Consider the following 23,223-nt stretch of genomic DNA (forward strand, 5'->3'; position numbering starts at 1 on the left):
ATTCGGACGCACCTGTGCACGGGTGAGTCCTCCGTGCCCCGAAACGGGCACGGCCGCGATACCCAACGGCTCCACCTGCACGTAAGTTCACCTGCTGCGGGGGCACGACCGGAACGGGGGACCGGTCGCGCCCCTTGTCGCACTCAGCCCCGCAGCCGGACCGGGATCTCCCGCCAGCCGAAGGCGATGAAGGACGGCACCTGCCGCAGTTTGTCGTCCGTGACGGCGAGCCGCAGATCCGGGAACCGTTCGAACAGCGCGGGCAGCGCGGTCAGCGCCTCCACCCGGGCGAGCGGCGCGCCGATGCAGCGGTGCACGCCGATGCCGAACGAGAGATGGTCGTCGGCCGCCCGGGAGGCGTCGAAGACAGCGGCCTCGGGCCCGTAGTGCGCGGGATCCAGTCCGGCGGCGGCGTACGTCGTGATGATCGCGTCCCCGGCCGGAACGGTGACGTCCCCGACCTTCAGGTCGCCGACCGCGAAGCGCAGCGGGAGCGAGGCGATGGAGGGGTGCACCCGCAGCGTCTCGTCGATCACGGCGTCCCAGGAGACGGCACCGGAGCGGACGGCCGCCAGCTGCCCGGGGTCGCGCAGCAGGGCGACGACCGCGTTGCCGATGAGATTGACCGTGGTCTCGAAACCGGCGCCGATCACCAGCAGCAGCGTGTAGAGCAGTTCCTCGTCGCTGAGCCGGTCGCCGTCCTCGTCCCGGACCCGGATCAGCTCCGTGGTCATGTCGTCGCCCGGGTGCTCGACCTTGTACGCGATCAGCCCGCCCAGCACCGCGCCGATCCGCTCCTGCACCCACGCGGCGTGCTCCGGGGTCGGGTCCGAGGTGTCCATGATCGCCGCGATGAGCTCGGCGGTGTCCTCCCGCATCGCCTCGGGCACACCGAACAGTTCGCAGATCAGCCGCATCGGCAGCGGGTGCGCGAGCGCCTGGCGCACATCGACCGCCTCGCCGTCGGCGCCCGCGGCCTCCAGAGCGTCCAGCAGCTCCGCCGTGATCGCCTCCACCCGCGGCCGCATCGCCTCGGTGCGCCGGTGGGTGAAGCTCGGCGCCACCAGCTTGCGCAGCCGGGTGTGGTCGGGGCCGTAGGTGGAGAGCATGTTGACCACGCCGACCCAGCCCAGGATCCAGGCCCAGGAGGGGTTCGCGCCGATCTCGGGGAACAGCCGCCAGTGGAGCCGGGGGTCCTTGCTGACCTGGGGATCGAGGATCAGTTCCTTGAGGACGTCGTAGCCGGTGGGGGCCCAGGCGGGGATGCCGCCGGGCAGTTCGACGGGCACGATGGGGCCAAGCGCGCGCAGCCGGACGCTCTCGGCGTGGATGTCGGCGCCGAACGGGTCGATGGCGAAGCGGTCGATGCGGTCGGTCACGGTCAAGACAACTCTCCTGGCTGGTCGGGGGAGCGGGGGCTGAACCGTACGGGCAGGGACGTCAGTGAGCGGTGGAAGGGGCCGGGCCGCCAGTCGAGGCGGTCCCGGGGCACGACGGGTTCGAGGTCGGGCAGCCACTGGGTGAGCTGCTCGATCGCCTCGGTCACGATGAGCAGCGTGTGGTGTCTGACCGGGCAGGCGTGCGGGCCCGCGCCCCAGGACAGGTGCGAGGCGTCCGCCGGGTGCCGGACGGCGGTCGCCCGCTGCTCGGCGAACAGCCCGACGGCCCCGAAGGAGACCACCACCGGCACCGCGGTCCTGACCCACGTCCCGTGGAACGACACCGGTCTGCGGGCGTAGTAGATGCCGTAGTTGGCCAGTGGGGTCTCGTGGTGCAGCACCTCGATCACCGCGTCCATGACCGGGCGGGCGCCGCTGGTGAGGGTGGAGTAGTAGAGCGGATTGCCGAGGATGCGGGACAGCGCGTTGGACAGCAGGTTCGCGGTCGGCTCGTAGCCGGCGCCGAGGGTGAGGAACACCTGCCAGGTGACCTCCTCCGCGGTCAGTCCGGCCGGATGGTCCAGGAGCCGGCTCGGCAGGTCCTCGCCGCGCCGCTCGACCTTGGCGGCGATGAGCTTCAGCACGTACTCGGCGAACTCCGCCTCGCCCTCGGCGGCCTGCGCGCCGCCCTCCATCATCTTGCCGAGGCCCTCGTTCAGCCGGTCGCCCTGGCTGTCCGGCAGCCCGAACAGGTTGTTGAAGGTCAACGCCATCAGAGGCCGGGTGAATTCGCCCACCAGGTCCGCCTCGCCCCGGGGCCCGAAGCGGTTCACCAGCAGCCGCACCGCCCGGTGCACCCGGGCCCGCAGATCGTGCGGCTCCACCAGGTCGAAGACGTCGATCAGCGTGGTGCGGTAGCGGACATGCGCGCCGTCGTCGGAGAACAGGGCGTTGGGCCGCCAGCGCATCATGGCGAGCACCGGCGAGTCGTCGGGGACCGTGGCCTCCCACGCGCGCGGATCGTGCGAGAAGGCGTCGGTGTCGCGCAGCACCTCCAGCGCCGCCTCGCGCTCCGTGACGACGTACGCCGGCACACCCGGCGCGAGCTCCGCCCAGCCCACCGGGCCCTGGGCGCGCAGGGCCGCGTAGTAGTGGTGCGGGTCCTTCGCGAAGCCGTCCTCCCACAGCCGCACGGGCGCGGCAACGGTGGAGGACCGCCGGTCGGTCGGCTGGGTGGTCACCGGTTCTCCGCTTCGTGGTCGTCGATCAGGTGCTGGACCAGGGCGAGCAGCGCGTCGACGGAGGAGTGCGCATCGCGTGCGTCGCACGTCACCATGGGTGTGCCCGGCTCCAGGTCCAGGGCCGCGCGCAGCTGCTCGCCGGTGTAGTGGCTCGGGGCGTCGGGGAAGGCGTTGAAGGCGACCGCGTACGGCAGCCCGCTCTCCTCCACGAGGCCGAGCACGTCGAAGGAGGCGTCGATCCGGCGGCTGTCGACCAGCACGAGGGCACCGAGCGCCCCGTACGCGATGTCCTCCCACAGCGGCCGGAACCGCTCCTGGCCGGGTGTGCCGAACAGATACAGCACCACCCCGCCCGGCAGGCTGATCCGGCCGAAGTCGATGGCGACGGTCGTCGTCGCCTTGTCCCGCACCCCGTCGAGGTCGTCCACCTGGGCGGACGCCTCGGTGAGGTGTTCCTCGGTGTGCAGGGCCCGGATCTCCGACACCGAGTCGATCAGGGTGGTCTTGCCCACCCCGAAGGGGCCCGTGACCAGGATCTTCACCAGGTGGCGGGCGGTGTCGGGCAGATGCATGCCACCAGTGCCGCGGCGGTCACTGGTGCTTGAGGGCGCGGAGGCCATCGGCCACTCTCTTCAGCAGGTCGGGGTCGAACCGTTCGGCGGGCGGGATCGGCGCGCGGGCCAGGACCAGGTTCCGGTCGACGAGTTCGGCGGCCAGCACGCGTACGGCGGAGACGGGCAGCTCCAGCAGGGCCGCCGCCTCCATCACCGTCAGCGACCCGCCGTCCAGGAGGTCCAGGAGGGCGAGTTGGGCGGCGGGCAGCCCCGTGGGCACCGGCTCCCCGCCGGCGGTGAGCACCGAAAGCCGCTCCAGGTACGGGCGGCTCGGCCGGGCCACACCGCCGGTCGACAGATACGCGGGAACCAGGGGACGGCCGCCACGGCGGCCGGTCATGCCGGCGCGCCGCCTCCGGCGGCTCTGGGCGCGGCCGCCATCGCCTTCTCGCCCAGCCGCGCCACCTGCGAGTGAACCCGGTGCGCCAGCAGGTCGAGACGCACCTCGGGGTCGCCGTACGCGGCGACACACGTGCCGTGGTCCGTGGGCACGATCAGCACGTACCCGTGGTCGGACTCGATGACGACCTGCCGTACCTCGGCCCGGTCCCGGTCGGCGAACGCGGCCGCGGCGCTACGGCAGGCACCCTGCACGGTGCTGGTGATGGCGGCCACCCGCTCGGCCGAGGGCTGCGACAGCGCGTCGGTGTATCCCGTCACGAGTCCGTCCCGGGTGAGCAGGACGGCGGCTACGACGTGCGGCACCTGCAGGATCGGTTCGAGCACCCACGCCGTGTCGCCTGCATCGCGGCTGGTCATCGAGCCGCTCCCCCTTCGTGTTCGGTCTGTTCGGTGTCGGCGGCCCGTTGTGCGGGCGCCGGTTCGGACTCGGTGCGGCCCGCTTCCGCGGAGCTGCGCGCCGCCGCGGTGCCGTGCTGCAGCGCGCCGAGCGCGGCGGCGGCGTCCTCCGGGCGGCGGGCCGGAGTGCGCGGCGCGGGTGCGGCCGGGGCCGCGGCCCGGGTACGGCGCCGCCGCTGCGGAAGACCGTCCGCGTCCCGTGGGCCCTGGTGCCCCGGCGCGGACCCGGGGTCCTGGTGATCGGTGCCGTACCCGTGGGCGGCGTCGCGGCTCGGTGCGGCGGCCGCAGCGTCCCGTACGGCCTTCGCCCGCGCCGGCGCCGGCGACGCGGCGGTCTCGGCGGCGGTGCTCCTGCGCGTCGAGCGCGGGGCGCTGGCCGCCGGCGGCTGCTCGATGGGGTCGACGCGGCTGAGCAGATGGCTCTCCACGCGCAGCACCGCGCGCACACCGCCGTACGGCGAGGGGGAGGAGACGTCGACGCCCAGGTCGAACTGCCGGGTCAGCCGGCCGATCGCGGCCAGGCCCATGCGGGGCGGGTCACCGAGGTCGGTGAGCAGGATGGGGTCGTCGCCGGCCACCATCCGCTGGGCGCGGGCCCGTTCGTCCTGCGTCATGCCCAGGCCGGCGTCGTCGACGGTGACGCACACCCCGTGGTGGACGTGTTCCAGGTTGACCACGACGTCGGTCTCCGGCGCGGAGTGCCGCAGCGCGTTGTCCAGGAGCTCGGCGACGATGATGGCGCTCGGCTCGACCGCGTGCGACACCAGGGCGGTGCCCGGCTCCAGATGGTTGTGGACGCGGACCCGGTGGTAGCCCGCGAGCCGGGCCTGAGCGCCCGTCACCGCGTCCACCAGATGGGACTCCTCACGCGCGAGCCCCACCCAGGCCCCGCACACCACCGCGGCGACCTGCGCCCGGCGCAGAGACTGCTCGTTCTCGTGGTCCAGGGCGAACAGAGTCTGGGTCAACTCGGGGTCGTCGTACCGCTGTTGGAGGCTGCGCAGCGCGTCCTGCAGCCGGTACAGGGCCGCCTGGATCTCCTGGGTGGCACCGCGCAGGCCCGCCTGGGCGGCCGCGTCGATCCGGGTGCGCTGCGCCGTCAGTTCGGCCCGTACCGCCGTGAGCGTGTGCTCCAGCGCGATCCCCGCGGGCGTATGGGCGGTCTCCTGCCGGGCCGGGCCCGGCACGACGACGTGGGGATGCGCCAGTTGCTGGGCGGCGGCCGGGACGCGCCGCGCGGCGAGGTGCTCGACCTCGGCGGTGAACGCCTGCTGGGCACTGTCCAGGCGGGCCCGTGTCTCGGTCAACTCGGCCCGGAGTAACGCCCGTTGGCGCCGGGACCGGAGCAGACCGCCGCCGAGTGCGAGCGCGGACAGCGTGCCGGCGGCGAGACCGCCGACGACCAGGTCCGGTATGTCCATCATCGAAAGGGTTCCAAGGAAGTCGGGCAGGAAACAGGGCAGGGAACTGTGCGGGAAGTCGGGCAGGGGGGAGTCCGTGGCGCTCACTGAGGGCGCTCGCAGCACAGTACACACTGTCATCGACCGAACTCGCACGGTTGGGCGAGAACTCTCTTTGAATCGACCCTGGATCTGCTCGCTTCTGTGTGGACTGTCTGAATTGCCATGTCCACACGGCCGGGTGGCGGCGTGACCACCGCTTTCGGGTGACCCCGCCGCTTGTCGGCCGGTGCGAGGACCGCCCGTGACGCAGCATCGCAGTCGGCCGGGCACGACTGCCCGGCGCGTCGTCCGCCGGGAGTACGCCGTGCACATCCTGCTCGTGGCCAGCGCCTTCAACAGCCTGACCCAGCGCGTCCACGCCGAGCTGCGCGACCGCGGCCACACCGTCGCGGTGGAGCTCGCCCTGCCGGGCCGTTCGCTCGCGCGGGCCGTCGAGCGGCACGCCCCCCAGCTGGTCCTGGCCCCGATGCTGAAGACGGCGATCCCCCGGGAGGTGTGGTCCGCCCGGCCCTGCTTCGTCGTCCACCCGGGGCCGGTCGGGGACCGGGGGCCGTCCTCGCTCGACTGGGCCGTCCAGGAGGGCGTCGAGCACTGGGGAGTGACGGTTCTTCAGGCGGAGGAGGAGATGGACGCCGGTGCCGTGTGGGCGTCCGTGCGCTGCCCGGTCCCGCCCGTGTCCAAGAGCGACCTGTACCGGGGCGAGATCGCCGACGCCGCGCTGTCGGCCGTGCTGCTCGCCGTGGACCGCTTCGCCGACGGGAATCACACCCCGCTGCGCCAGGACGCCGGGCGCACCCTCCCGTACCTCGACCAGAGCGTGCGCCGGATCGACTGGGCGGCGGACTCCACCGAGACCGTCGTCCGAAAGCTCCGCGCCGCGGATTCGCAGCCCGGCGTGCTCGACGCCCTGCTCGGCGACGAGTGGTATCTGCACGGCGGCCACCCCGAGGCCGGACTCCACGGCGCCCCGGGAGCGCTGCTGGCCACCCGGGCGGGGGCGATCTGCCGGGCCACGAGGGACGGCTCCGTCTGGATCCCGGAACTGCGGCGCCGGCGCGTTCAGGGGCAGCCGCCCACGTTCAAGCAGCCTGCGGTGACCGCTCTCGGCGACCGGCTTCCGCACCTGCCGGAGCTGTCCGCGTCACCGGCCTTGGCCGGGAAGAACTGGGCGGACATCCGCTACCGCGAGGAGGGCAACGTCGGCTTCCTGTCGTTCTCCTTCCCCGGCGGTGCCATGAGCACCACCCTGTGCCGGCGCCTGCTCGCCGCGTACCGCGAGGCGTGCGCACGCCCGACGGCCGTGTTGGTGCTGGGCGGGCAGCGGGACTTCTTCTCCAACGGCATCCACCTGGGCGTCATCGAGGCCGCCGCCGACCCCGCCGCGGAGTCCTGGGCGAACATCAACGCCATCGACGACCTGGTCGAGGCGGTCCTGACGACCACCGACCGGCTCGTCGTCTCCGCCGTCGGAGGCAACGCCGCGGCCGGCGGCGTGATGCTCGCCCTGGCGGCCGACGAGGTGTGGTGCCGGGCCGGGTCGGTACTGAACCCGCACTACCGGCTGATGGGCCTGTACGGCTCCGAGTACTGGACGTACACGCTGCCCCGCAGGGTCGGCCCCGCCACGGCCGGCCGGCTCATGCGCGAGGCCCTGCCGATGAGCGCCGCGAGCGCCGCGAGCCTGGGCCTCGTCGACCGGGTGATCGACTGCGGGCCCGGGGACTTCACCGCCGAGGTGGGCGCTCTGGCCGCCCGGCTGGCCTCGCTGCCGGGCACACCGTCCCGCATCGCGGCGAAGAAGGAGTCGCTGGACCGCCAGGAGAGCACCGAACCCCTCGCCGCGTTCCGGGAGCGGGAGCTGGCCCGGATGCGCCGGACCTTCGACGACCCGGGCGCCCCGTACCACGCGCTGCGCCGCGCGTTCGTCCGCAAGGAGCGGCCCGTGGGCACACCGCCGCACCTCGCCGCGGGCCCCGGCGCCCGGGGAGCCGCGGGACCGGACCCGTCCGGGGCCGGCGTCACCGGAACGGACGTCGGCGGCGTCACTGGAACGGACGCAGTCCGCGTCTCATCGCCACCGGACCACTGGTAGCAAGAAATACGAGGAATCCACTAATCGAAAAGCATGCCTCAGTCCCTTACCTCCCCGAGGAGGCGGTCCCATGACACCGGCGACGCCCGACACGGCCGGCACGACGCACACCGCGGGCGCGCCCGCGGACGAGACGCCCACGATCCACATCCTCTGGATCAACGCCGGACTGAGCTGCGACGGTGACTCGGTCGCGCTGACGGCCGCGATGCAGCCGAGCATCGAGCAGATCGCGCTCGGCGTGCTGCCCGGACTGCCGAAGATCGAAGTCCACTGGCCCCTGATCGACTTCGAATGCGGTCCGGTCGGCGGTGCCGACACGTTCATCGAGTGGTTCTTCAAGGGCGAGCGCGGCGAGATCGACCCCTTCGTGCTGGTCGTCGAGGGGTCCGTGCCGAACGAGGCCATCAAGCCCGAGGGCTACTGGTGCGGCTTCGGCGACGACCCGGCCACCGGCCAGCCGATCACCACCAGCGAGTGGATCGACCGGCTCGCGCCCAAGGCCCTTTCGGTCGTCTGCGCCGGCACCTGCGCCACCTACGGCGGCATCCACGCCATGGAGGGCAACCCGACCGGTGCCATGGGCGTGCCCGACTACCTCGGCTGGGACTGGAAGTCCAAGGCCGGCATCCCCATCGTGTGCGTCCCGGGCTGCCCGATCCAGCCCGACAACTTCGCCGAGACGCTCACCTATCTGCTCTACCAGGCGGCCGGCTCCGCCCCGATGATCCCGCTGGACGACAAGCTCCGCCCGTCCTGGCTGTTCGGCGCCACCGTGCACGAGGGCTGCGACCGCGCCGGCTACTACGAACAGGGCGACTTCGCCTCGACGTACGACTCACCCAAGTGCCTGGTCAAGCTCGGCTGCTGGGGCCCGGTCGTCAAGTGCAACGTGCCCAAACGGGGCTGGATGAACGGCATCGGCGGCTGCCCGAACGTCGGCGGCATCTGCATCGCCTGCACCATGCCCGGCTTCCCCGACAAGTTCATGCCCTTCATGGACCAGCCCCCCGGCGCGACCCTCTCCACCGCCGCGAGCGGCGCCTACGGAGCCGTGATCCGCAGGCTGCGCTCCGTCACGCTCCACACCGTCGACAAAGAGCCGAAGTGGCGCCACAAGGGCCGCAAGCTCACCACCGGATACCGGCGTCCGTGGTGAACCCGCGGCACGCCTGACCCCACCTCCGCCCACCTTCCGACCCCCGGCACACGAAGGACACCACACAGACCATGACCCCGAAGACCAAGGCGGCCGGCGACGGCAGCGGCCTGATGGAGATGTCCTGGGACCCGATCACCCGGATCGTGGGCAGCCTGGGCATCCATACGAAGATCGACTTCAAGCAGAAGCGGGTCGCCGAGTGCTACAGCACCTCGTCGGTCTTCCGCGGCTACAGCGTCTTCATGCGCGGCAAGGACCCGCGCGACGCGCACTTCATCACCAGCCGCATCTGCGGGATCTGCGGCGACAACCACGCCACCTGCTCGGTGTACACGCAGAACATGGCCTACGGCGTGAAGCCCCCGCACCTCGGCGAGTGGGTCATCAACCTCGGCGAGGCCGCCGAGTACATGTTCGACCACAACATCTTCCAGGAGAACCTGGTCGGGGTCGACTACTGCGAGAAGATGGTCAAGGAGACCAACCCCGGCGTCCTCGAACTCGCCGAGCGCACCGAGGCCCCGCACGCCGCGGAGCACGGCTACCGCACCATCGCCGACATCATGCGGTCCCTCAACCCCCTCGAAGGCGAGTTCTACCGCGAGGCGCTGCAGGTCAGCCGCTACACCCGCGAGATGTTCTGCCTGATGGAGGGCCGCCACGTCCACCCCTCCACGCTGTACCCCGGCGGCGTCGGCACCAACGCCTCCGTCCAGCTCTTCACGGACTACCTCAGCCGGCTGATGCGGTACGTGGAGTTCATGAAGCGGGTCGTCCCCCTCCACGACGACCTCTTCGACTTCTTCTACGAGGCCATGCCCGGCTACGAGGAGGTCGGCCGCCGCCGCGTCATGCTCGGCTGCTGGGGAGCGCTCAACGACCCCGAGTACTGCGACTTCACCTACGCCAACATGACGGACTGGGGCCGGCGGATGTTCGTCACCCCCGGCATCGTGCTCGACGGCAAGCTGGTCACCACCGACCTCACGCAGATCAACCTGGGCATCCGCATCCTGCTGGGCAGCTCGTACTACGAGGACTGGGAGGGCAAGGACCTCTTCGTCACCCACGACCCGCTCGGCAACCCGGTCGACCCGCGCCACCCCTGGAACCAGCACACCATCCCGGCCCCGCAGAAGCGGGACTTCGACGACAAGTACAGCTGGGTCATGTCCCCCCGCTGGTTCGACGGCAAGGAGCATCTCGCCCTGGACACCGGCGGCGGCCCCCTCGCCCGCCTGTGGACCACCGCCCTGGCTGGACTCGTCGACACCGGCGGCGTCAAGGCCACCGGCCACAGCGTGATCATCAACCTGCCGCGGACCATGACCAAGCCCGAGACCACCTTCGAGTGGAAGATCCCGCAGTGGAGCAACGCGCTCGAACGCAACCGCGCGCGCAGCTACTTCCAGGCCTACACCGCCGCCCTCGCCGTGCACTTCGCCGAACAGGCCCTGGACGAGGTCCGCGCCGGACGCACCCAGACCTGGGAGAAGTTCGAGGTCCCCGACGAGAGCATCGGCGTCGGCTTCACCGAGGCGGTCCGCGGTGTCCTCTCCCACCACATGGTGATCCGCGACGGCAAGATCGCCAACTACCACCCCTACCCGCCCACCCCGTGGAACGCCAGCGTCCGGGACTCCTACGGCACCCCCGGCCCGTACGAGGACGCCGTGCAGAACACCCCGATCTTCGAGGAGAACTCCCCGGAGAACTTCAAGGGCATCGACATCATGCGCACCGTGCGCAGCTTCGACCCCTGTCTGCCCTGCGGTGTCCACATGTACGTCGGCGGCGGCAGGACCGTGCAGAAGATGCACGTGCCCACCGGCCTGAGCGGACTGGGCGGATGAGCGCGCCCACGGCGGCCGCCGCCACGCGCCCGATGAGCGCGGAAGAGGCCGGGCGGCGGATCGAGGACGTCCTCGACCGCCTGGGCGCCACCGGCGACACCGCAGCGGTCGCCGCGGCGGAGGAACTGGTGCGGTCCCTCATGGAGTTCTACGGCGCCGGGCTCGCCCGGATCGTGGACCTGCTGTCCGCGGGCGCCCCCGTCGAGGCCCTGCTCGGCGACGAACTGGTGGCCGGCCTGCTGGTGCTCCACGACCTCCACCCCGAGGACCGCGAGGCCCGTATCGCCCGTGCCCTGGCCACCGTTCCCGACCAGGGCCTGGAGGTCGAGGACTTCGACGAACCCACGGGCAGGCTCCGGCTGCGGGCGGCGGCCGGGGCGGGCTGCGGCTGCGCCGCCACCGCGTCGGCGGTGCGGCAGGCGGCCGAGGACGCCCTCACCTGCTTCGTACCGGAGGTCACGGCCGTCGAGGTGCGCACCGCCGACACACCCGGCGAGCCCGCGCTGCTCCAGATCGGCACCCGGCCCGGGGCCCGCGGATGACCGCTACGTCGGCCCCGGCGTCCGGCCTGCGCAGATTCCTCACCGAACGCCCGCCGCGGCCCGAGCGGTGCGGACTGTGCTCGCTCGTCGTGGCCGAGGGGGAGCACCGCCACCTCGTGGACACCGAGCAGCGGGCGCTGGTGTGCGCCTGCCCGTCCTGCTTCCTGCTGATGGAGCGGCCGGGCGCCGGCGCGGGCCGCTTCCGGCCGGTCCCGGCCCGCTGCCTCACCGACCCGGACCACCGCCTCGACGACAACGCCTGGGACACGCTGCGCATCCCGGTCGGTGTCGCGTTCTTCTTCCGCAACACCGCACTCGACCGGCTGGTGGCCCTCTACCCGAGCCCGGCCGGCGCCACCGAGAGCGAGCTCGAACCGGAGGCCTGGACGGGAGTCCTCGCCGCCACCGAACTCGCCCGGCTGCTCGAACCGGACGTCGAGGCGCTCCTGCTGCGCCGCACCGGGGCCGATGTCGAGTGCCATCTCGTCCCGATCGACCTCTGCTACGAACTGGTCGGCCGGATGCGCCTGTTGTGGCAGGGCTTCGACGGCGGGGCCGAGGCCCGCGCCGCCCTGGACGCGTTCTTCGCACGGGTCGCGGCCCTCGCCCGGCCCGTCGGCGAGGAGGACCGGCCGTGACCGCACTCTCCTTCGCCTGCACCGGCGTACGCGCGGACCGCTACGCGGCCGGACCCACCCTGGTGTTCCGGCTGCGCATCACCAAGCCCGACGACGAACCGGTGCACGCCCTCCTGCTGAACTGCCAGCTCCGCATCGAGCCCGCCCGGCGCGGCTACGACGGCGGCGAGGCCGAGGCGCTCACCGACCTCTTCGGCGAGCGCTCCCGCTGGGGCAGCACCCTCCAGCCGGTGCAGTTCGCACAGGTCCCGCTCATGGTCACGGGCTTCACCCGGGAGACCGAGGCGGACCTGGTCGTGCCCTGCACCTACGACATGGACATCGCCGCGACCCGCTACCTCGACGCCCTCAGCGGCGGCGAGGTCCCGCTGCTGATGCTCTTCTCCGGCACGGCCTTCACCGGCAAGGGCGGCTTCCGTGTCGAGCCCGTGCCCTGGGACCGGGAGGCGACGTTCCGGATGCCCGTCGCGACCTGGCGCGAGATGGTCGAACAGCACTTCCCCGGCTGCGGCTGGATCCGGCTGCCCCGCGACACCATGGTCGCCCTGCTCGCCTTCCGCTCACGCAGGGCACTGCCCTCCTGGGAGGCGACCGTACGGGCCCTGCTGGACGAGACACGGAGCGCGTCCGGCACCGGCGCCCTCATCACCGGAAGGACCGCTTCGTGAGCGTGACCACGTTCGCGCCCGAGACCGAGGCGCGGCTCGCCCTCGCCCGGCAGGTGGCCGACGCCGTGCTCTTCGAGGGCTATGTGCTCTACCCGTACCGGGCCTCCTCCGCGAAGAACCGGCTGCGCTGGCAGTTCGGTGTGCTGGTGCCGCCCGGCTGGGGCGCCGAGTGCGAGGAGCACGCCTTCCAGCACACCGAGTGCCTGATGGAACCCCGGTCGGGCGCCACCCTCGCCGTCGAACTGCGCTTCCTGCGCGCCCGCCGGCGAACCGTCCAACGGGCTCTCGCGGACGGCGGGTTCGAGACGGTCCCCGAACTCCGGCTCGCCGACCGGGTCCTGGTCCCCTGGGACGAGGGCGTCGAGGAACGCGTCGAGGCGGTCGTGCCCGTGGCGGACCTCCTCGCAGGTGACGTCACCATCCCCTTCGACCGCCCCGCGGGCGAGGACAGCGAGCCCGTCCTCGACGAGGACGGCCGCACCGTCGGCCGGACGATCCACCGCTACGAGGAACTCGGCGGACTGCTGCGCCTGTCGGCGCGTGAACTCGACGGGCCCTACCGGGTCGTGCGGCTCACCGCCGTCGCCGAGAACACCAGCAGCTGGCTGCCGCCGTCCGGACACGCGGCCGACCGGGACGCGGCACTCCCGCGCTCCCTCGTGGCCGCCCACCTCCTGATGGCGCTGAGCGAGGGGTCGTTCCTGTCGATGACCGATCCCCCCGAGTGGGCGAAGGCCGCGATCGCCTCCTGCCGCAATCTGCACACCTGGCCGGTGCTCGCGGGCGAACCCGGCCGCGCCGATGTCGTACTGTCCTCGCCGATCATCCTGGAGGACCACCCGGCCATCGCGCCCGAAAGCCCCGGCACTCTGTACGACGCCACCGAGATCGACGAGATCCTCGCCCTGCGCACCGCCGCCCTCACCGACGAGGAGAAGCGCGAGGCCCGGGGCACCGACGAGCGGGCCGCCGCCGTGATCGACCTGGCCGACTCGCTGCCTCCGGAGGTACTGGAGCGCCTGCACGGCACCGTGCGCGGACTGCGCGAGGTGACACGGCCCGCGCCCGCCGCGGGCATCCCCGACGAGCACGGCGTACCACAGCCCGACGTGCCCTGGTGGGACCCGGCGGCCGACGCCGGCTTCGACCCCGCCCGCGACCGGGTCACGGTCGGCGGGCGGCCGGTGGGCGCCGGCAGCCGGGTCGTCCTGAACCCCGGCCTGCGCCGCTCCGACGCCCAGGACCTGTTCCTGCGCGGGCGCACCGCGACGGTCGAGGCCGTGCTGCACGACGTGGACGGCGTAGTGCACCTCGCGGTGACGGTGGACGGCGACCCCGGTGCCGACCTGCGTCGCGAACAGGGCCGCTATCTGTACTTCCAGCCCGATGAACTGACCCCCCTGGAGGACGACGCATGAGCCCTTCCCCGGAGCGGGGCCATGACGGCCGGGTGCTCGTGGCGGGCATCGGGAACATCTTCCTCGGCGACGACGGCTTCGGCGTGGAGACCGTGCGCGCCCTCGCGGGACGTGAACTGCCCGGCCATGTCGAGGCCGTGGACATCGGAGTGCGGGGCGTGCACCTCGCCTACCAGCTCCTCGACGGCTACGACACCCTGATCCTGGTGGACGCCACGGCCCGCGGCGGCGCCCCCGGCACCCTGTATGTGATCGAGCACGACGACATCGGCGCGGACGGCACGGAGCACGCCCCGCTCGACGGCCACCGGATGACCCCCGACGCCGTGCTCGCCCTGCTGGGCACCCTGTGCGCCGGCACCGGCGGCCGGCCCCCGCGCCGCACCCTGGTCGTGGGCTGCGAACCGGCCTGTGTGCAGGAGGGGATCGGCCTCAGCGGGCCGGTGTCCGACGCCGTACCGCACGCCGTCCGGCTGATCGAAGAGCTGCTGGCCGCGCCCCCGGAGTCCGGGGCGCCGCCCCGGGCCGCCGAAGCCGTCAACCTAGGAGAGACACGATGAAGAAGAACATCGCGCTGGGAGTGCTGTCCGCCGCCGTCGCGGCCCTGGTCGTGCAGTCGCTGCCCGACATCAGGCGCTACCTGAAGATCAGCCGGATGTGAGACACGGTCCCGTCCGCCCGCGTCTCGTTGCGGCGAACGGCGTACGTGCCCGGGCGGCGACGGCGTGCCGAGCCGCCCGCCCGCGCTGCCGCGCCTGTAATGGGGGCCGGTGACCGGCGCGTACTCCACGCGCCAGGACGGAGACCGATGCACGAGATGTCCATCGCGCTGGCGGTGATCGGACAGGTGGAAGAAGCGGCCGAGCGGGCCGGGGACGTCACCGCCGTGCGTACGGTGCACCTGGAGGTGGGCGAACTCGCCGGTGTCGTGGCCGACTCCCTGTCCTTCTGCTTCGAACTGGCCTGTGCCGGCACCGTGCTCGAGGGCGCCGAACTGGTCACCGACACCGTCCCGGGGCGGGCACGCTGCGCCCCCTGCGCGCACGAATGGGCCGTCGGCATGCCGCCCTCGCTGACCTGCCCACGGTGCGCCGGCGGGACCACCGAACTGCTGTCGGGCCGAGAACTGCGCGTCACCCGTGTGCGGTGGGACGACGGCGCGCCCTCGGCCACCCGCGAACCGATCGTCCAGGAGCGCTGAACCATGTGCCGTGTGCTCGATCTGCAACAGGCGGTCCTCGCCCGGAACGACGAGGCCGCACACGCCCTGCGCACCGAACTGACGGCCCGCGGCACCACGGTCGTCAATCTGCTCTCCAGCCCCGGCAGCGGCAAGACCGCACTGCTGGAACACGAGTTGACGCTGGCGCGCGAGCGGTCCGTGCCGGTCGCGGCGCTCACCGCCGACCTCGCCACCGAGAACGACGCGGCACGGCTGGCGCGTTCGGGCGTCCCGGTCAAGCAGGTCCTCACCGACGGACTGTGCCACCTGGAGGCGGGGATGCTCGCCCGGCACCTGGACGGATGGCTGCCCGAGCCGACCCGGCTGCTGTTCGTGGAGAACGTGGGCAACCTCGTCTGCCCCGCCTCCTACGACCTCGGGGAGACGCTCCGCGTCGTGCTGGCCTCCGTGACGGAGGGCGAGGACAAGCCGCTGAAGTACCCCACCGCCTTCGGCCTGGCCCAGCTGGTGGTGGTCACCAAGACCGACATCGCCGAGGCGGTCGGCTTCGACGAGGCCGCCTTCCGCGCGAACGTCGAGCGGGTCAATCCCGGCGTCGAGGTGCTGCTGACCTCGGTGCGCGGCAACCAGGGACTCGGCACCCTGCTCGACCGGGCCCTGGCGGCCGCGGAGGGCACCCCGCCGCACAGTCCCGTGATGGCCCGTCAGCCCCTTCACGACCATCACCACGACCACGCCACGGTTCCGTCCCGATCGTGAGCGTCCTGCCTCCACCCCTCGAAGCCGAAGGCCTCACCCGCCTGCGGCGCCGGGTCACCGTGCGCGGTGTGGTGCAGGGGGTCGGCTTCCGGCCGTACGTCTTCACCCTCGCCACCGCACTGGACCTGTCCGGGCACGTGACCAACACCCCGGAAGGCGTTGTGGCGGAGGTCGAGGGCGCGCCCGAGGCGGTCGCCCGGTTCTGCGCCCGGATCGCACCGGACGCACCGCCCCTGGCCCGTGTGGACCTGGTCGACCACCAGGACGTGCCCGCCCTCGGCGAGAGCGGGTTCAGCATCCTCGTCTCGCGCACGGCAGGACCCGCCGGCACACTGATCCCCCCGGACACGGCGACCTGCGCGGAGTGCCTGCGCGAACTGGCCGACCCCGCCGACCGGCGCCACCGGCACCCCTTCGTCAACTGCACCCACTGCGGCCCGCGGTTCACGATCGTCACCGGCCTGCCCTACGACCGGGCACAGACCACGATGGCCGGCTTCCCGATGTGCCCCGACTGCGCCCGCGAGTACGCCGATCCCGGCGACCGGCGCTTCCACGCCCAGCCGGTCGCCTGCCCGGCCTGCGGGCCGCGCCTGCGACTGCTGGTGCGCGCCGCCGAACCCGGAGGCCGGCCGGTCCCGGTCACCGCGGCCGACCCGGTCGCCGAGGCCCGCGCTCTGCTGGCGCGCGGCGCGATCGTGGCGGTCAAGGGACTCGGCGGCTACCACCTCGCCTGCGACGCCACCGACCCCGGCGCGGTCGCCCTGCTGCGCGACCGGAAGTCCAGGGGTGACAAGCCGTTCGCCGTCATGGCCCGGAGCCTCGACGACATCGCGCACCTCGTGCGCCTCGACCCCGAGGAGCGCGCTCTGCTCACCGGCGCCTGCCGCCCGATCGTCCTGCTGCGCCGCCGCACACACACCGATCCCGCGAGGCCCCGGCCGGCCAAGACCGTCGCCCCCGGCAGCCCCGACCTCGGCATCATGCTGCCGTACACCCCGCTGCACCACCTCCTGTTCGGCCTGCCCGGCGACCCCGAGGGCACCCGGCTCCTCGTCATGACCAGCGGCAATGTCTCCGGCGAGCCGATCGTCACCGACGACGCGGAGGCGCTGGAGCGATTGGCCGCGCTCGCCGACGCCTGGCTCACTCACGACCGGCCGATCCATGTGCCGTGCGACGACTCCGTGGTGCGTGTGTGCGACGGCAGGCCCCTGGTCGTGCGCCGCGCCCGTGGCTACGCGCCCCTGCCCCTCGACCTCCCCGTCCCCGTGCGGCCGGCCCTCGCGGTCGGCGGCGACCTGAAGAACACCCTCTGCCTCGGCGAGGGACGCCGGGCCTGGCTGTCGGCGCACATCGGTGACATGGACGACCTGGCCACCCAGCGGGCCTTCGAGCGCGCCGTGGGGCAGCTGCAGTCGATCACCCCGGTACGGCCGACCCTGCTGGCCGCCGACCGGCACCCCGGCTACCGCTCCGCCCGGTGGGCGACCACGAACGCCGACGGCCGGCCCGTCGTCCGCGTCCAGCACCACCACGCCCATGTGGCCTCCGCGATGGCCGAACACGGCCTGGACGGCAGCCGGCCGGTGCTCGGTGTCGCCTTCGACGGCACCGGCTACGGCGACGACGGGGCCGTGTGGGGCGGGGAGTTCCTGCTCGCGGACTACGACGGCTTCACCCGCTTCGGACACCTTGCCTACGTACCGCTGCCCGGCGGAGACGCGGCGGTGCACCGGCCCTACCGCATGGCCCTCGCACACCTGCGCGCCGCCGGGATCGACTGGTCCGCCGACCTGGCCTGTGTGGCGCACTGCCCTCCTGGCGAACTGTCCGTGTTGGCCCGGCAGTTGGAGCGGAACCTGAACTGCGTTCCCACCTCCAGCATGGGCCGGCTCTTCGACGCCGTGTCGTCGCTCGCGGGGGTGTGCCAGCTGGCCGGATACGAGGCCCAGGCGGCCGTCGAACTGGAGGCCGCGGCCCTTCGGGCACCCCGCGAGGACACCGCCGCCTACGCGTTCGCCCTGCTGGACGGCGAACCGGTGCGGGCCGACGCGGGACCCGTCCTCTCGGCGATCATGGCCGAGCTGCGCGCGGGTGCCGATCCGGCGAGCGTGGCGGCCCGCTTCCACCGGGCCGTCGCCGATCTCGTCCACCGCGTCTGCCTGCGGGCGCGGGAGCGGTACGGAGTGGACACGGTCGCCCTGACCGGCGGAGTGTTCCTCAACTCCCCGCTCTCCTCGGCCTGTACGAGGGCACTGGACGCGGACGGCTTCACGGTGCTGCGCCACCACCTGGTCCCGCCGGGCGACGGCGGTCTGGCGCTCGGCCAGTTGATGGTGGCCGCGCGCACCCCGGTCCCCGACTGACGAACCACCCCACAGCGAGGAGAGGCCCATGTGCCTGGCGGTACCCGGCAGAGTCCTGGACATCGAGGAGCGCGACGGCACCCGGTTGGCCACCGTCGACTTCGGCGGTGTGGTCAAGGAGGTGTGCCTGGAGTACCTGCCCGACCTGCGGGTCGGCGAGTACGCCATCGTGCACGTCGGGTTCGCGCTGCAGCGGCTCGACGAGGAGTCGGCCCGGCAGACGCTCGAACTCTTTGCCGAACTCGGCATGCTCCAGGAGGAGTTCGGCGATCCCTGGGAAGCTGCCGCGGGCGCGGGAGCGACGCACGTCGCCGAGGAGGCGCGCAAGTGAAGTACATCGACGAGTTCCAGGACCCGGCGCTGGCACGGCGGCTCCTCGACGAGATCCACGCCACCGTGACCAGGCCCTGGGCGCTGATGGAGGTCTGCGGCGGGCAGACACACTCCATCATCCGTCATGGCATCGACCAACTCCTGCCCGAACAGGTCGAGTTGATCCACGGTCCGGGCTGTCCCGTGTGCGTGACCCCGCTGGAGGTCATCGACAAGGCCCTGGAGATCGCCTCCCGGCCGGAGGTGATCTTCTGCTCCTTCGGCGACATGCTCCGGGTGCCCGGCACCGGACGGGACCTGTTCCAGGTGCGCGGCGAGGGCGGCGACGTACGGGTCGTCTACTCTCCGCTCGACGCCCTGCGGATCGCCCAGCAGAACCCTGACCGCCAGGTGGTGTTCTTCGGCATCGGCTTCGAGACGACCGCACCGCCCAACGCCATGACGGTCCACCAGGCCCGCAAGCTGGGCATCCGCAACTTCAGCCTGCTGGTCTCGCACGTCCGCGTGCCTCCCGCCATCGAGGCGATCATGCGCTCCCCGAGCTGCCGGGTGCAGGGCTTCCTGGCCGCCGGGCACGTGTGCACCGTGATGGGCATGGACGAGTATCCGGAGCTGGCGGAGCGCCACCGCGTCCCGATCGTCGTGACCGGCTTCGAGCCGCTCGACATCCTGGAGGGCGTGCGCCGGACCGTGGCGCAGCTGGAGCGCGGTGAGCACACCGTCGACAACGCCTACCCCCGCGCCGTCCGCGCCGAGGGGAACCCGGCCGCGCGGGCCATGCTGGAGGACGTCTTCGAGGTCACCGACCGCGCCTGGCGGGGCATCGGCGTGATCCCCGACAGCGGCTGGCGGCTGTCCGCCAAGTACCGCGAGTACGACGCTGAGTCGCGCTTCGCCGTGGACGGCATCCGCACCTGCGAGCCGGCCGAGTGCCGCAGCGGTGAGGTCCTGCAAGGGCTGCTCAAGCCGAACGAGTGCGAGGCGTTCGGCACCCGCTGCACCCCCCGCACCCCGCTCGGAGCCACCATGGTCTCCAGCGAGGGCGCCTGTGCCGCGTACTACCTCTACCGGCGCCTGGACATCACCCCCGCGGCCCGGGAGGCGAGCCCCGTTGCCTGACAGCACCTCCGACACCCTGGACCTGAGCGGGTGGACCTGCCCGGCCCCACTGCGCGACCAGCCCCGGATCGTCATGGGCCACGGCGGTGGCGGCACACTCTCCGCCGAACTGGTCCAGCACGTGTTCGCGCCCGCCTTCGGGGGCGAGGTCCTCGCTCAGATGGGCGACGCGGCCGCGCTCTCCCTGGGCGGTGTGCGTCTGGCCTTCTCCACCGACTCCTTCGTCGTACGGCCCCTGTTCTTCCCCGGCGGCAGCATCGGCGACCTCGCCGTCAACGGCACGGTCAACGACCTCGCGATGAGCGGGGCCCGGGCCGCCTACCTCTCCTGCGGATTCATCCTGGAGGAGGGCGTGGAGCTGGAGACCGTCTCACGGGTCGCCGAGGCGCTCGGCGCGGCCGCGCGGACCGCGGGCGTCGAGGTGGCGACCGGCGACACCAAGGTGGTGGAGGCCGGCCACGGCGACGGGATCTACCTCAACACCGCCGGCATCGGCCTCGTCCCGGCGGGCGTCGACCTGCGGCCGCAGCGGGTCGTCCCCGGCGACGTCGTGATCGTCAGCGGTGCGATCGGGGTGCACGGCGTGGCCATCATGAGCGTGCGCGAAGGCCTGGAGTTCGGGGTGGAGATCGAGAGCGACTGCGCCGCGCTCGGCGGTCTCGTCGAGACCATGCTGGCCGTCACCCCGGATCTGCATGTGCTGCGCGACCCCACCCGCGGCGGACTCGCGGCCTCGCTCAACGAGATCGCGGCCGCCTCGGGGACGGGCGTGGTCGTCACCGAGCGGGACGTCCCGGTCCCGCCGGAGGTGGCCAACGCCTGTGCGGTGCTGGGCCTCGACCCCTTCTACGTCGCCAACGAGGGCAAGCTCGTGGCCTTCGTGCCGCGCGAGCATGCCGACGCCGTCCTGGACGCGATGCGGGCACATCCGCTGGGCAAGGAGGCGAGGATCATCGGCGAGGCGGTGCGCGAACACCCCGGGATGGTGGTGGCCCGCACCGGCCTCGGGGGCACCCGGGTCGTCGACATGCCCCTGGGGGAGCAGCTGCCGAGGATCTGCTGACCGGACCGGGGCACCCGTCGTTCCGGATGCTTGTCGTACCGGCGGGTGCCCCGATCGGGCGGCGCACTCACCCCACCCGGTGAGCGCCCGGGTGCGCGCGTACCACCGGCGCACAGCGCGCGTTGCTCCGGCATGGACCGTACCTCCGTCGCCTTCCGACGCTCACAGAACCCGGAGCCTGCCGCGCCCCGCCCCGCACGGCCGACCGCCGCACTGCGGGCCCGTGAGCCGATCTACGCGCAACTCGTCGCGGAGTGGCGCGCCGAGGGCCGGTCCGTGCCGGCCGACCCGGACCTGAAGTGGACCTTCCTCGCCGGACTTCCGGCGCGCATCCGGCCCGGCGTCGAGCGTCTGTGAGGCACTATTCGTCGGCCTGGGGCCCGAGGACCGCGAGCGTGCCGTTGGCCTGGCGCAGGGCCATTTCCAGGGTGCCGGGACCGTGCAGCGTGCCGGTTCCGTCGGGCGGGACCAGCCACTCCAGCGAGCGGGCCGACCGGTACGGCGGCGGTACGGCGACCCAGGAGCCCTTGGTCGCGTAGCGCAGCCCGGCGCCGACCCACTGTCCCGACGGGTCGGGCGGCAGGAAGAAGCCGACCCGGTGCGCCGTGGTGTCGACCAGGGTCGGCCCGGGAACGGGCAGCGAGGGCCGCCACAGCAGGTCCAGGGTGAGCAGACCGAGCCGGTCGGGAACGCTCAGCACGTCCCAGAAGCGTCCGGCCTCCAGCAGCGCGATGCCCTCACCGTGGTCCCACTCCCATTTGCACGCCCGGGGGTTCGCCGCCGCCGCGGCCAGCCATTCCACGCCCTGCATCCACATCGGGTTCATCATGCACCGCTCCGGGTGATCTCCGCTCGCCTGACACGGGCGTGGGCGCGGCGTCGGTCACCGTGCAGTTCGTGCGACTTCACGCCAACACCGGATAGGCATGCTGGTAGATAAATGCACCTGGCGGAAGGGGTGGCGCACCCTGGCGTTTCACGGCCGGCGCTGGAAATTTGAGCACGGATTCGGGGTGTCGGGAGAGTAATCGTTACTTCTGGTGACGGCACGGACGCTCGATTCGAGCACGTGGACGCTCGAATCGAGCGTCAAACCTTGATGACTCAGCTGCTTCAGTCGTACGCTCCCGGTGTTCCGTCGTCACTGCCGTCGCCACTGGGGAATTCCATGGACCGCACCCGTCTCCACCACCTCCTGGCCCGCGAGAGCGCCGAGGCCGAGCGCCGCAACCCGCGTTCGAAGGCGGCCTACGCGCGGGCCGACCACCTCTTCGGCCGGGTGCCGATGACCTGGATGAACAAGACCGCCGGCGCCTTCCCGCGCTATCTGGCAACCGCCCGGGGAGCCCGGGTCGGCGACATCGACGGGCACGAGTACATCGACTTCTGCCTCGGTGACACGGGTGCCATGGCCGGCCACTCGCCCGCCGTGGTGGCCGAGGCGGTGCACCGCCGGTTCGCCGAGCAGGGCGGGGCCACCGCGATGCTCCCCACGGAGGACGCCGAGTGGGTCGGCGCGGAGCTGACCCGCCGCTTCGGGCTCGCACGCTGGAGCTTCTCGCTGACCGCGACCGACGCCAACCGCTGGGCGATCCGGCTCGCCCGGGCCGTCACCGGCCGGTCCAAGATCCTCGTGAACAGCTACAGCTACCACGGCAGCGTCGACGAGTCGCTGATCGTCGTGGGCCCGGACGGCCGCGGCACCGCCCGCCCCGGCAACGTCGGCGCCCCCTGCGACGTCACCCTGACCAGCAGGGTCGCCGAGTTCAACGACCTCGCGCAGCTGGAGCGCGAGCTCGCCCATGGAGATGTCGCCGCCGTCCTCATGGAACCCGCGCTCACCAACATCGGCATCGTGCTGCCCGAACCCGGCTATCTGGCCGGCGTACGCGCTCTCACCCGGCAGTACGGCACCCTCCTCATCAACGACGAGACGCACACCTTCTCCGCCGGGCCGGGCGGCTGCACCGCCGCCTGGGACCTGGAACCCGACCTGCTGACCATCGGCAAGGCCATCGGCGGCGGCATCCCGGCCGGCGCCTACGGCCTCTCGGCCGACCTGGCCGAGCGGCTGCTCGCCCGCGACGACCTGGACCTGGTGGACATGGGCGGGGTCGGCGGCACCCTGGCGGGCAACGCGCTCTCCGTCGCCGCGATGCGAGCCACCCTGGAGCACGTCCTCACCGACCAGGCGTTCGACCACATGGCCAAGCTCTCCGAGCGCTTCGAGGCCGGCGTCCGCGCGGGCATCGCGGCCCACGCACTGCCCTGGTCGGTCAGCCGCCTCGGCGCCCGCACCGAGTACCGGTTCGCCGACCCGGCGCCGCGCACCGGAACCGAGTCCGAGTCCGCCGCCGACCCGGAGCTGGAGGACTTCCTCCACCTCTACCTGGCCAACCGGGGCATCCTGCTGACCCCGTTCCACAACATGGCGCTGATGTGCCCCGACACCACCGAGCAGGACGTGGACACGCACACCGGGCTCTTCGCCGCCGCCCTCGCCGAACTGAACGCCTGAGCCACGCCACT

General features: G+C 72.5%; 23 protein-coding genes. 16 read left to right on the forward strand and 7 right to left on the reverse strand.

Annotated features, from left to right (window positions below; genetic code table 11):
* Positions 1-143 precede the first annotated feature (143 nt).
* The 6 genes from AB0I54_RS10635 to AB0I54_RS10660 are packed head-to-tail and all read right to left on the reverse strand — an operon-like array spanning position 144 to position 5,456.
* Positions 144-1,385, reverse strand: coding sequence for a cytochrome P450 (locus AB0I54_RS10635; protein WP_363295563.1), 1,242 nt, complete (start codon positions 1,383-1,385; stop codon positions 144-146).
* Complete coding sequence (locus AB0I54_RS10640) at positions 1,382-2,620, reverse strand: cytochrome P450 (protein WP_363295564.1); 1,239 nt, start codon at positions 2,618-2,620, stop codon at positions 1,382-1,384. Before AB0I54_RS10640 ends, AB0I54_RS10635 begins: the two co-directional genes overlap by 4 nt.
* Complete coding sequence (locus AB0I54_RS10645) at positions 2,617-3,240, reverse strand: ATP/GTP-binding protein (protein ID WP_363295565.1); 624 nt, start codon at positions 3,238-3,240, stop codon at positions 2,617-2,619. The genes AB0I54_RS10640 and AB0I54_RS10645 overlap by 4 nt, the downstream gene beginning before the upstream one ends.
* Positions 3,212-3,574 carry a DUF742 domain-containing protein gene (locus tag AB0I54_RS10650; RefSeq protein ID WP_363295566.1) on the reverse strand — a complete coding sequence of 121 codons (363 nt, stop codon included), beginning with the start codon at positions 3,572-3,574 and terminating at the stop codon, positions 3,212-3,214. The genes AB0I54_RS10645 and AB0I54_RS10650 overlap by 29 nt, the downstream gene beginning before the upstream one ends.
* Positions 3,571-3,993, reverse strand: coding sequence for a roadblock/LC7 domain-containing protein (locus AB0I54_RS10655; protein ID WP_363295567.1), 423 nt, complete (start codon positions 3,991-3,993; stop codon positions 3,571-3,573). The genes AB0I54_RS10650 and AB0I54_RS10655 overlap by 4 nt, the downstream gene beginning before the upstream one ends.
* Positions 3,990-5,456 carry an ATP-binding protein gene (locus tag AB0I54_RS10660; protein ID WP_363295568.1) on the reverse strand — a complete coding sequence of 489 codons (1,467 nt, stop codon included), beginning with the start codon at positions 5,454-5,456 and terminating at the stop codon, positions 3,990-3,992. The genes AB0I54_RS10655 and AB0I54_RS10660 overlap by 4 nt, the downstream gene beginning before the upstream one ends.
* A gap of 343 nt (positions 5,457-5,799) precedes the next feature.
* On the opposite strand from AB0I54_RS10660, the gene AB0I54_RS10665 reads away from it, so the two are divergent.
* The 15 genes from AB0I54_RS10665 to AB0I54_RS10735 all read left to right on the forward strand — a co-directional run bounded on the left by AB0I54_RS10665 (position 5,800) and on the right by AB0I54_RS10735 (position 21,051).
* Positions 5,800-7,587: an enoyl-CoA hydratase-related protein gene (locus AB0I54_RS10665; RefSeq protein ID WP_363296060.1), complete on the forward strand. Its 1,788-nt coding sequence runs from the start codon at positions 5,800-5,802 to the stop codon at positions 7,585-7,587.
* A 70-nt stretch (positions 7,588-7,657) separates the two neighbouring features.
* Positions 7,658-8,746, forward strand: a complete 1,089-nt coding sequence (locus AB0I54_RS10670; protein WP_363295569.1) for a hydrogenase expression protein HypE — start codon at positions 7,658-7,660, stop codon at positions 8,744-8,746.
* A gap of 71 nt (positions 8,747-8,817) precedes the next feature.
* Positions 8,818-10,602 carry a nickel-dependent hydrogenase large subunit gene (locus AB0I54_RS10675; RefSeq protein WP_363295570.1) on the forward strand — a complete coding sequence of 595 codons (1,785 nt, stop codon included), beginning with the start codon at positions 8,818-8,820 and terminating at the stop codon, positions 10,600-10,602.
* Positions 10,599-11,144, forward strand: coding sequence for a hypothetical protein (locus tag AB0I54_RS10680; RefSeq protein ID WP_363295571.1), 546 nt, complete (start codon positions 10,599-10,601; stop codon positions 11,142-11,144). The genes AB0I54_RS10675 and AB0I54_RS10680 overlap by 4 nt, the downstream gene beginning before the upstream one ends.
* Positions 11,141-11,782 carry a DUF5947 family protein gene (locus AB0I54_RS10685; protein ID WP_363295572.1) on the forward strand — a complete coding sequence of 214 codons (642 nt, stop codon included), beginning with the start codon at positions 11,141-11,143 and terminating at the stop codon, positions 11,780-11,782. Before AB0I54_RS10680 ends, AB0I54_RS10685 begins: the two co-directional genes overlap by 4 nt.
* Positions 11,779-12,450 carry a DUF6084 family protein gene (locus AB0I54_RS10690; RefSeq protein WP_363295573.1) on the forward strand — a complete coding sequence of 224 codons (672 nt, stop codon included), beginning with the start codon at positions 11,779-11,781 and terminating at the stop codon, positions 12,448-12,450. The genes AB0I54_RS10685 and AB0I54_RS10690 overlap by 4 nt, the downstream gene beginning before the upstream one ends.
* Complete coding sequence (locus tag AB0I54_RS10695; RefSeq protein ID WP_363295574.1) at positions 12,447-13,868, forward strand: hypothetical protein; 1,422 nt, start codon at positions 12,447-12,449, stop codon at positions 13,866-13,868. The genes AB0I54_RS10690 and AB0I54_RS10695 overlap by 4 nt, the downstream gene beginning before the upstream one ends.
* Positions 13,865-14,428, forward strand: a complete 564-nt coding sequence (locus AB0I54_RS10700) for a hydrogenase maturation protease (protein ID WP_363295575.1) — start codon at positions 13,865-13,867, stop codon at positions 14,426-14,428. Before AB0I54_RS10695 ends, AB0I54_RS10700 begins: the two co-directional genes overlap by 4 nt.
* 248 nt (positions 14,429-14,676) lie before the next feature.
* Complete coding sequence (locus AB0I54_RS10705; RefSeq protein ID WP_363295576.1) at positions 14,677-15,069, forward strand: hydrogenase maturation nickel metallochaperone HypA; 393 nt, start codon at positions 14,677-14,679, stop codon at positions 15,067-15,069.
* A 3-nt stretch (positions 15,070-15,072) separates the two neighbouring features.
* On the forward strand, positions 15,073-15,810 hold the full coding sequence (hypB, locus tag AB0I54_RS10710; protein ID WP_363295577.1) for a hydrogenase nickel incorporation protein HypB: 738 nt from the start codon (positions 15,073-15,075) through the stop codon (positions 15,808-15,810).
* Positions 15,807-18,179 (forward strand): carbamoyltransferase HypF, encoded by a 2,373-nt coding sequence (gene hypF / locus AB0I54_RS10715; protein WP_363295578.1) that lies wholly within the window; start codon positions 15,807-15,809, stop codon positions 18,177-18,179. The genes hypB and hypF overlap by 4 nt, the downstream gene beginning before the upstream one ends.
* A gap of 28 nt (positions 18,180-18,207) precedes the next feature.
* Positions 18,208-18,510, forward strand: a complete 303-nt coding sequence (locus tag AB0I54_RS10720) for a HypC/HybG/HupF family hydrogenase formation chaperone (RefSeq protein WP_363295579.1) — start codon at positions 18,208-18,210, stop codon at positions 18,508-18,510.
* The gene (gene hypD, locus AB0I54_RS10725) at positions 18,507-19,631 is read left to right on the forward strand and encodes a hydrogenase formation protein HypD (protein ID WP_363295580.1); all 1,125 of its coding nucleotides are present in this window, start codon (positions 18,507-18,509) and stop codon (positions 19,629-19,631) included. The genes AB0I54_RS10720 and hypD overlap by 4 nt, the downstream gene beginning before the upstream one ends.
* Positions 19,624-20,694, forward strand: a complete 1,071-nt coding sequence (hypE, locus tag AB0I54_RS10730) for a hydrogenase expression/formation protein HypE (RefSeq protein WP_363295581.1) — start codon at positions 19,624-19,626, stop codon at positions 20,692-20,694. The genes hypD and hypE overlap by 8 nt, the downstream gene beginning before the upstream one ends.
* A 132-nt stretch (positions 20,695-20,826) precedes the next feature.
* Positions 20,827-21,051, forward strand: a complete 225-nt coding sequence (locus AB0I54_RS10735) for a hypothetical protein (RefSeq protein WP_363295582.1) — start codon at positions 20,827-20,829, stop codon at positions 21,049-21,051.
* A 4-nt stretch (positions 21,052-21,055) separates the two neighbouring features.
* Here the strand turns inward: AB0I54_RS10735 and AB0I54_RS10740 are convergent, their stop codons facing one another.
* The gene (locus AB0I54_RS10740; RefSeq protein ID WP_363295583.1) at positions 21,056-21,523 is read right to left on the reverse strand and encodes a hypothetical protein; all 468 of its coding nucleotides are present in this window, start codon (positions 21,521-21,523) and stop codon (positions 21,056-21,058) included.
* Positions 21,524-21,862: 339 nt separating this feature from the next.
* On the opposite strand from AB0I54_RS10740, the gene AB0I54_RS10745 reads away from it, so the two are divergent.
* Positions 21,863-23,212: a transaminase gene (locus tag AB0I54_RS10745; RefSeq protein ID WP_363295584.1), complete on the forward strand. Its 1,350-nt coding sequence runs from the start codon at positions 21,863-21,865 to the stop codon at positions 23,210-23,212.
* The last annotated feature ends 11 nt before the right edge of the window (positions 23,213-23,223 follow it).

This window comes from Streptomyces sp. NPDC050625, from assembly GCF_040654755.1.
In the GTDB taxonomy this organism is placed as follows: domain Bacteria; phylum Actinomycetota; class Actinomycetes; order Streptomycetales; family Streptomycetaceae; genus Streptomyces.

Excerpts from the sequence above, each read along its gene's own strand:
- AB0I54_RS10645 (WP_363295565.1), bottom strand. The coding sequence starts at position 3,240 with ATGGCCTCCGCGCCCTCAAGCACCAGTGACCGCCGCGGCACTGGTGGC.
- AB0I54_RS10650 (WP_363295566.1), bottom strand. The coding sequence starts at position 3,574 with ATGACCGGCCGCCGTGGCGGCCGTCCCCTGGTTCCCGCGTATCTGTCG.
- AB0I54_RS10655 (WP_363295567.1), bottom strand. The coding sequence starts at position 3,993 with ATGACCAGCCGCGATGCAGGCGACACGGCGTGGGTGCTCGAACCGATC.
- AB0I54_RS10660 (WP_363295568.1), bottom strand. The coding sequence starts at position 5,456 with ATGATGGACATACCGGACCTGGTCGTCGGCGGTCTCGCCGCCGGCACG.
- AB0I54_RS10670 (WP_363295569.1), top strand. The coding sequence starts at position 7,658 with ATGACACCGGCGACGCCCGACACGGCCGGCACGACGCACACCGCGGGC.
- AB0I54_RS10675 (WP_363295570.1), top strand. The coding sequence starts at position 8,818 with ATGACCCCGAAGACCAAGGCGGCCGGCGACGGCAGCGGCCTGATGGAG.
- AB0I54_RS10680 (WP_363295571.1), top strand. The coding sequence starts at position 10,599 with ATGAGCGCGCCCACGGCGGCCGCCGCCACGCGCCCGATGAGCGCGGAA.
- AB0I54_RS10685 (WP_363295572.1), top strand. The coding sequence starts at position 11,141 with ATGACCGCTACGTCGGCCCCGGCGTCCGGCCTGCGCAGATTCCTCACC.
- AB0I54_RS10700 (WP_363295575.1), top strand. The coding sequence starts at position 13,865 with ATGAGCCCTTCCCCGGAGCGGGGCCATGACGGCCGGGTGCTCGTGGCG.
- AB0I54_RS10705 (WP_363295576.1), top strand. The coding sequence starts at position 14,677 with ATGCACGAGATGTCCATCGCGCTGGCGGTGATCGGACAGGTGGAAGAA.
- hypB (WP_363295577.1), top strand. The coding sequence starts at position 15,073 with ATGTGCCGTGTGCTCGATCTGCAACAGGCGGTCCTCGCCCGGAACGAC.
- AB0I54_RS10720 (WP_363295579.1), top strand. The coding sequence starts at position 18,208 with ATGTGCCTGGCGGTACCCGGCAGAGTCCTGGACATCGAGGAGCGCGAC.
- AB0I54_RS10735 (WP_363295582.1), top strand. The coding sequence starts at position 20,827 with ATGGACCGTACCTCCGTCGCCTTCCGACGCTCACAGAACCCGGAGCCT.
- AB0I54_RS10740 (WP_363295583.1), bottom strand. The coding sequence starts at position 21,523 with ATGATGAACCCGATGTGGATGCAGGGCGTGGAATGGCTGGCCGCGGCG.
- AB0I54_RS10745 (WP_363295584.1), top strand. The coding sequence starts at position 21,863 with ATGGACCGCACCCGTCTCCACCACCTCCTGGCCCGCGAGAGCGCCGAG.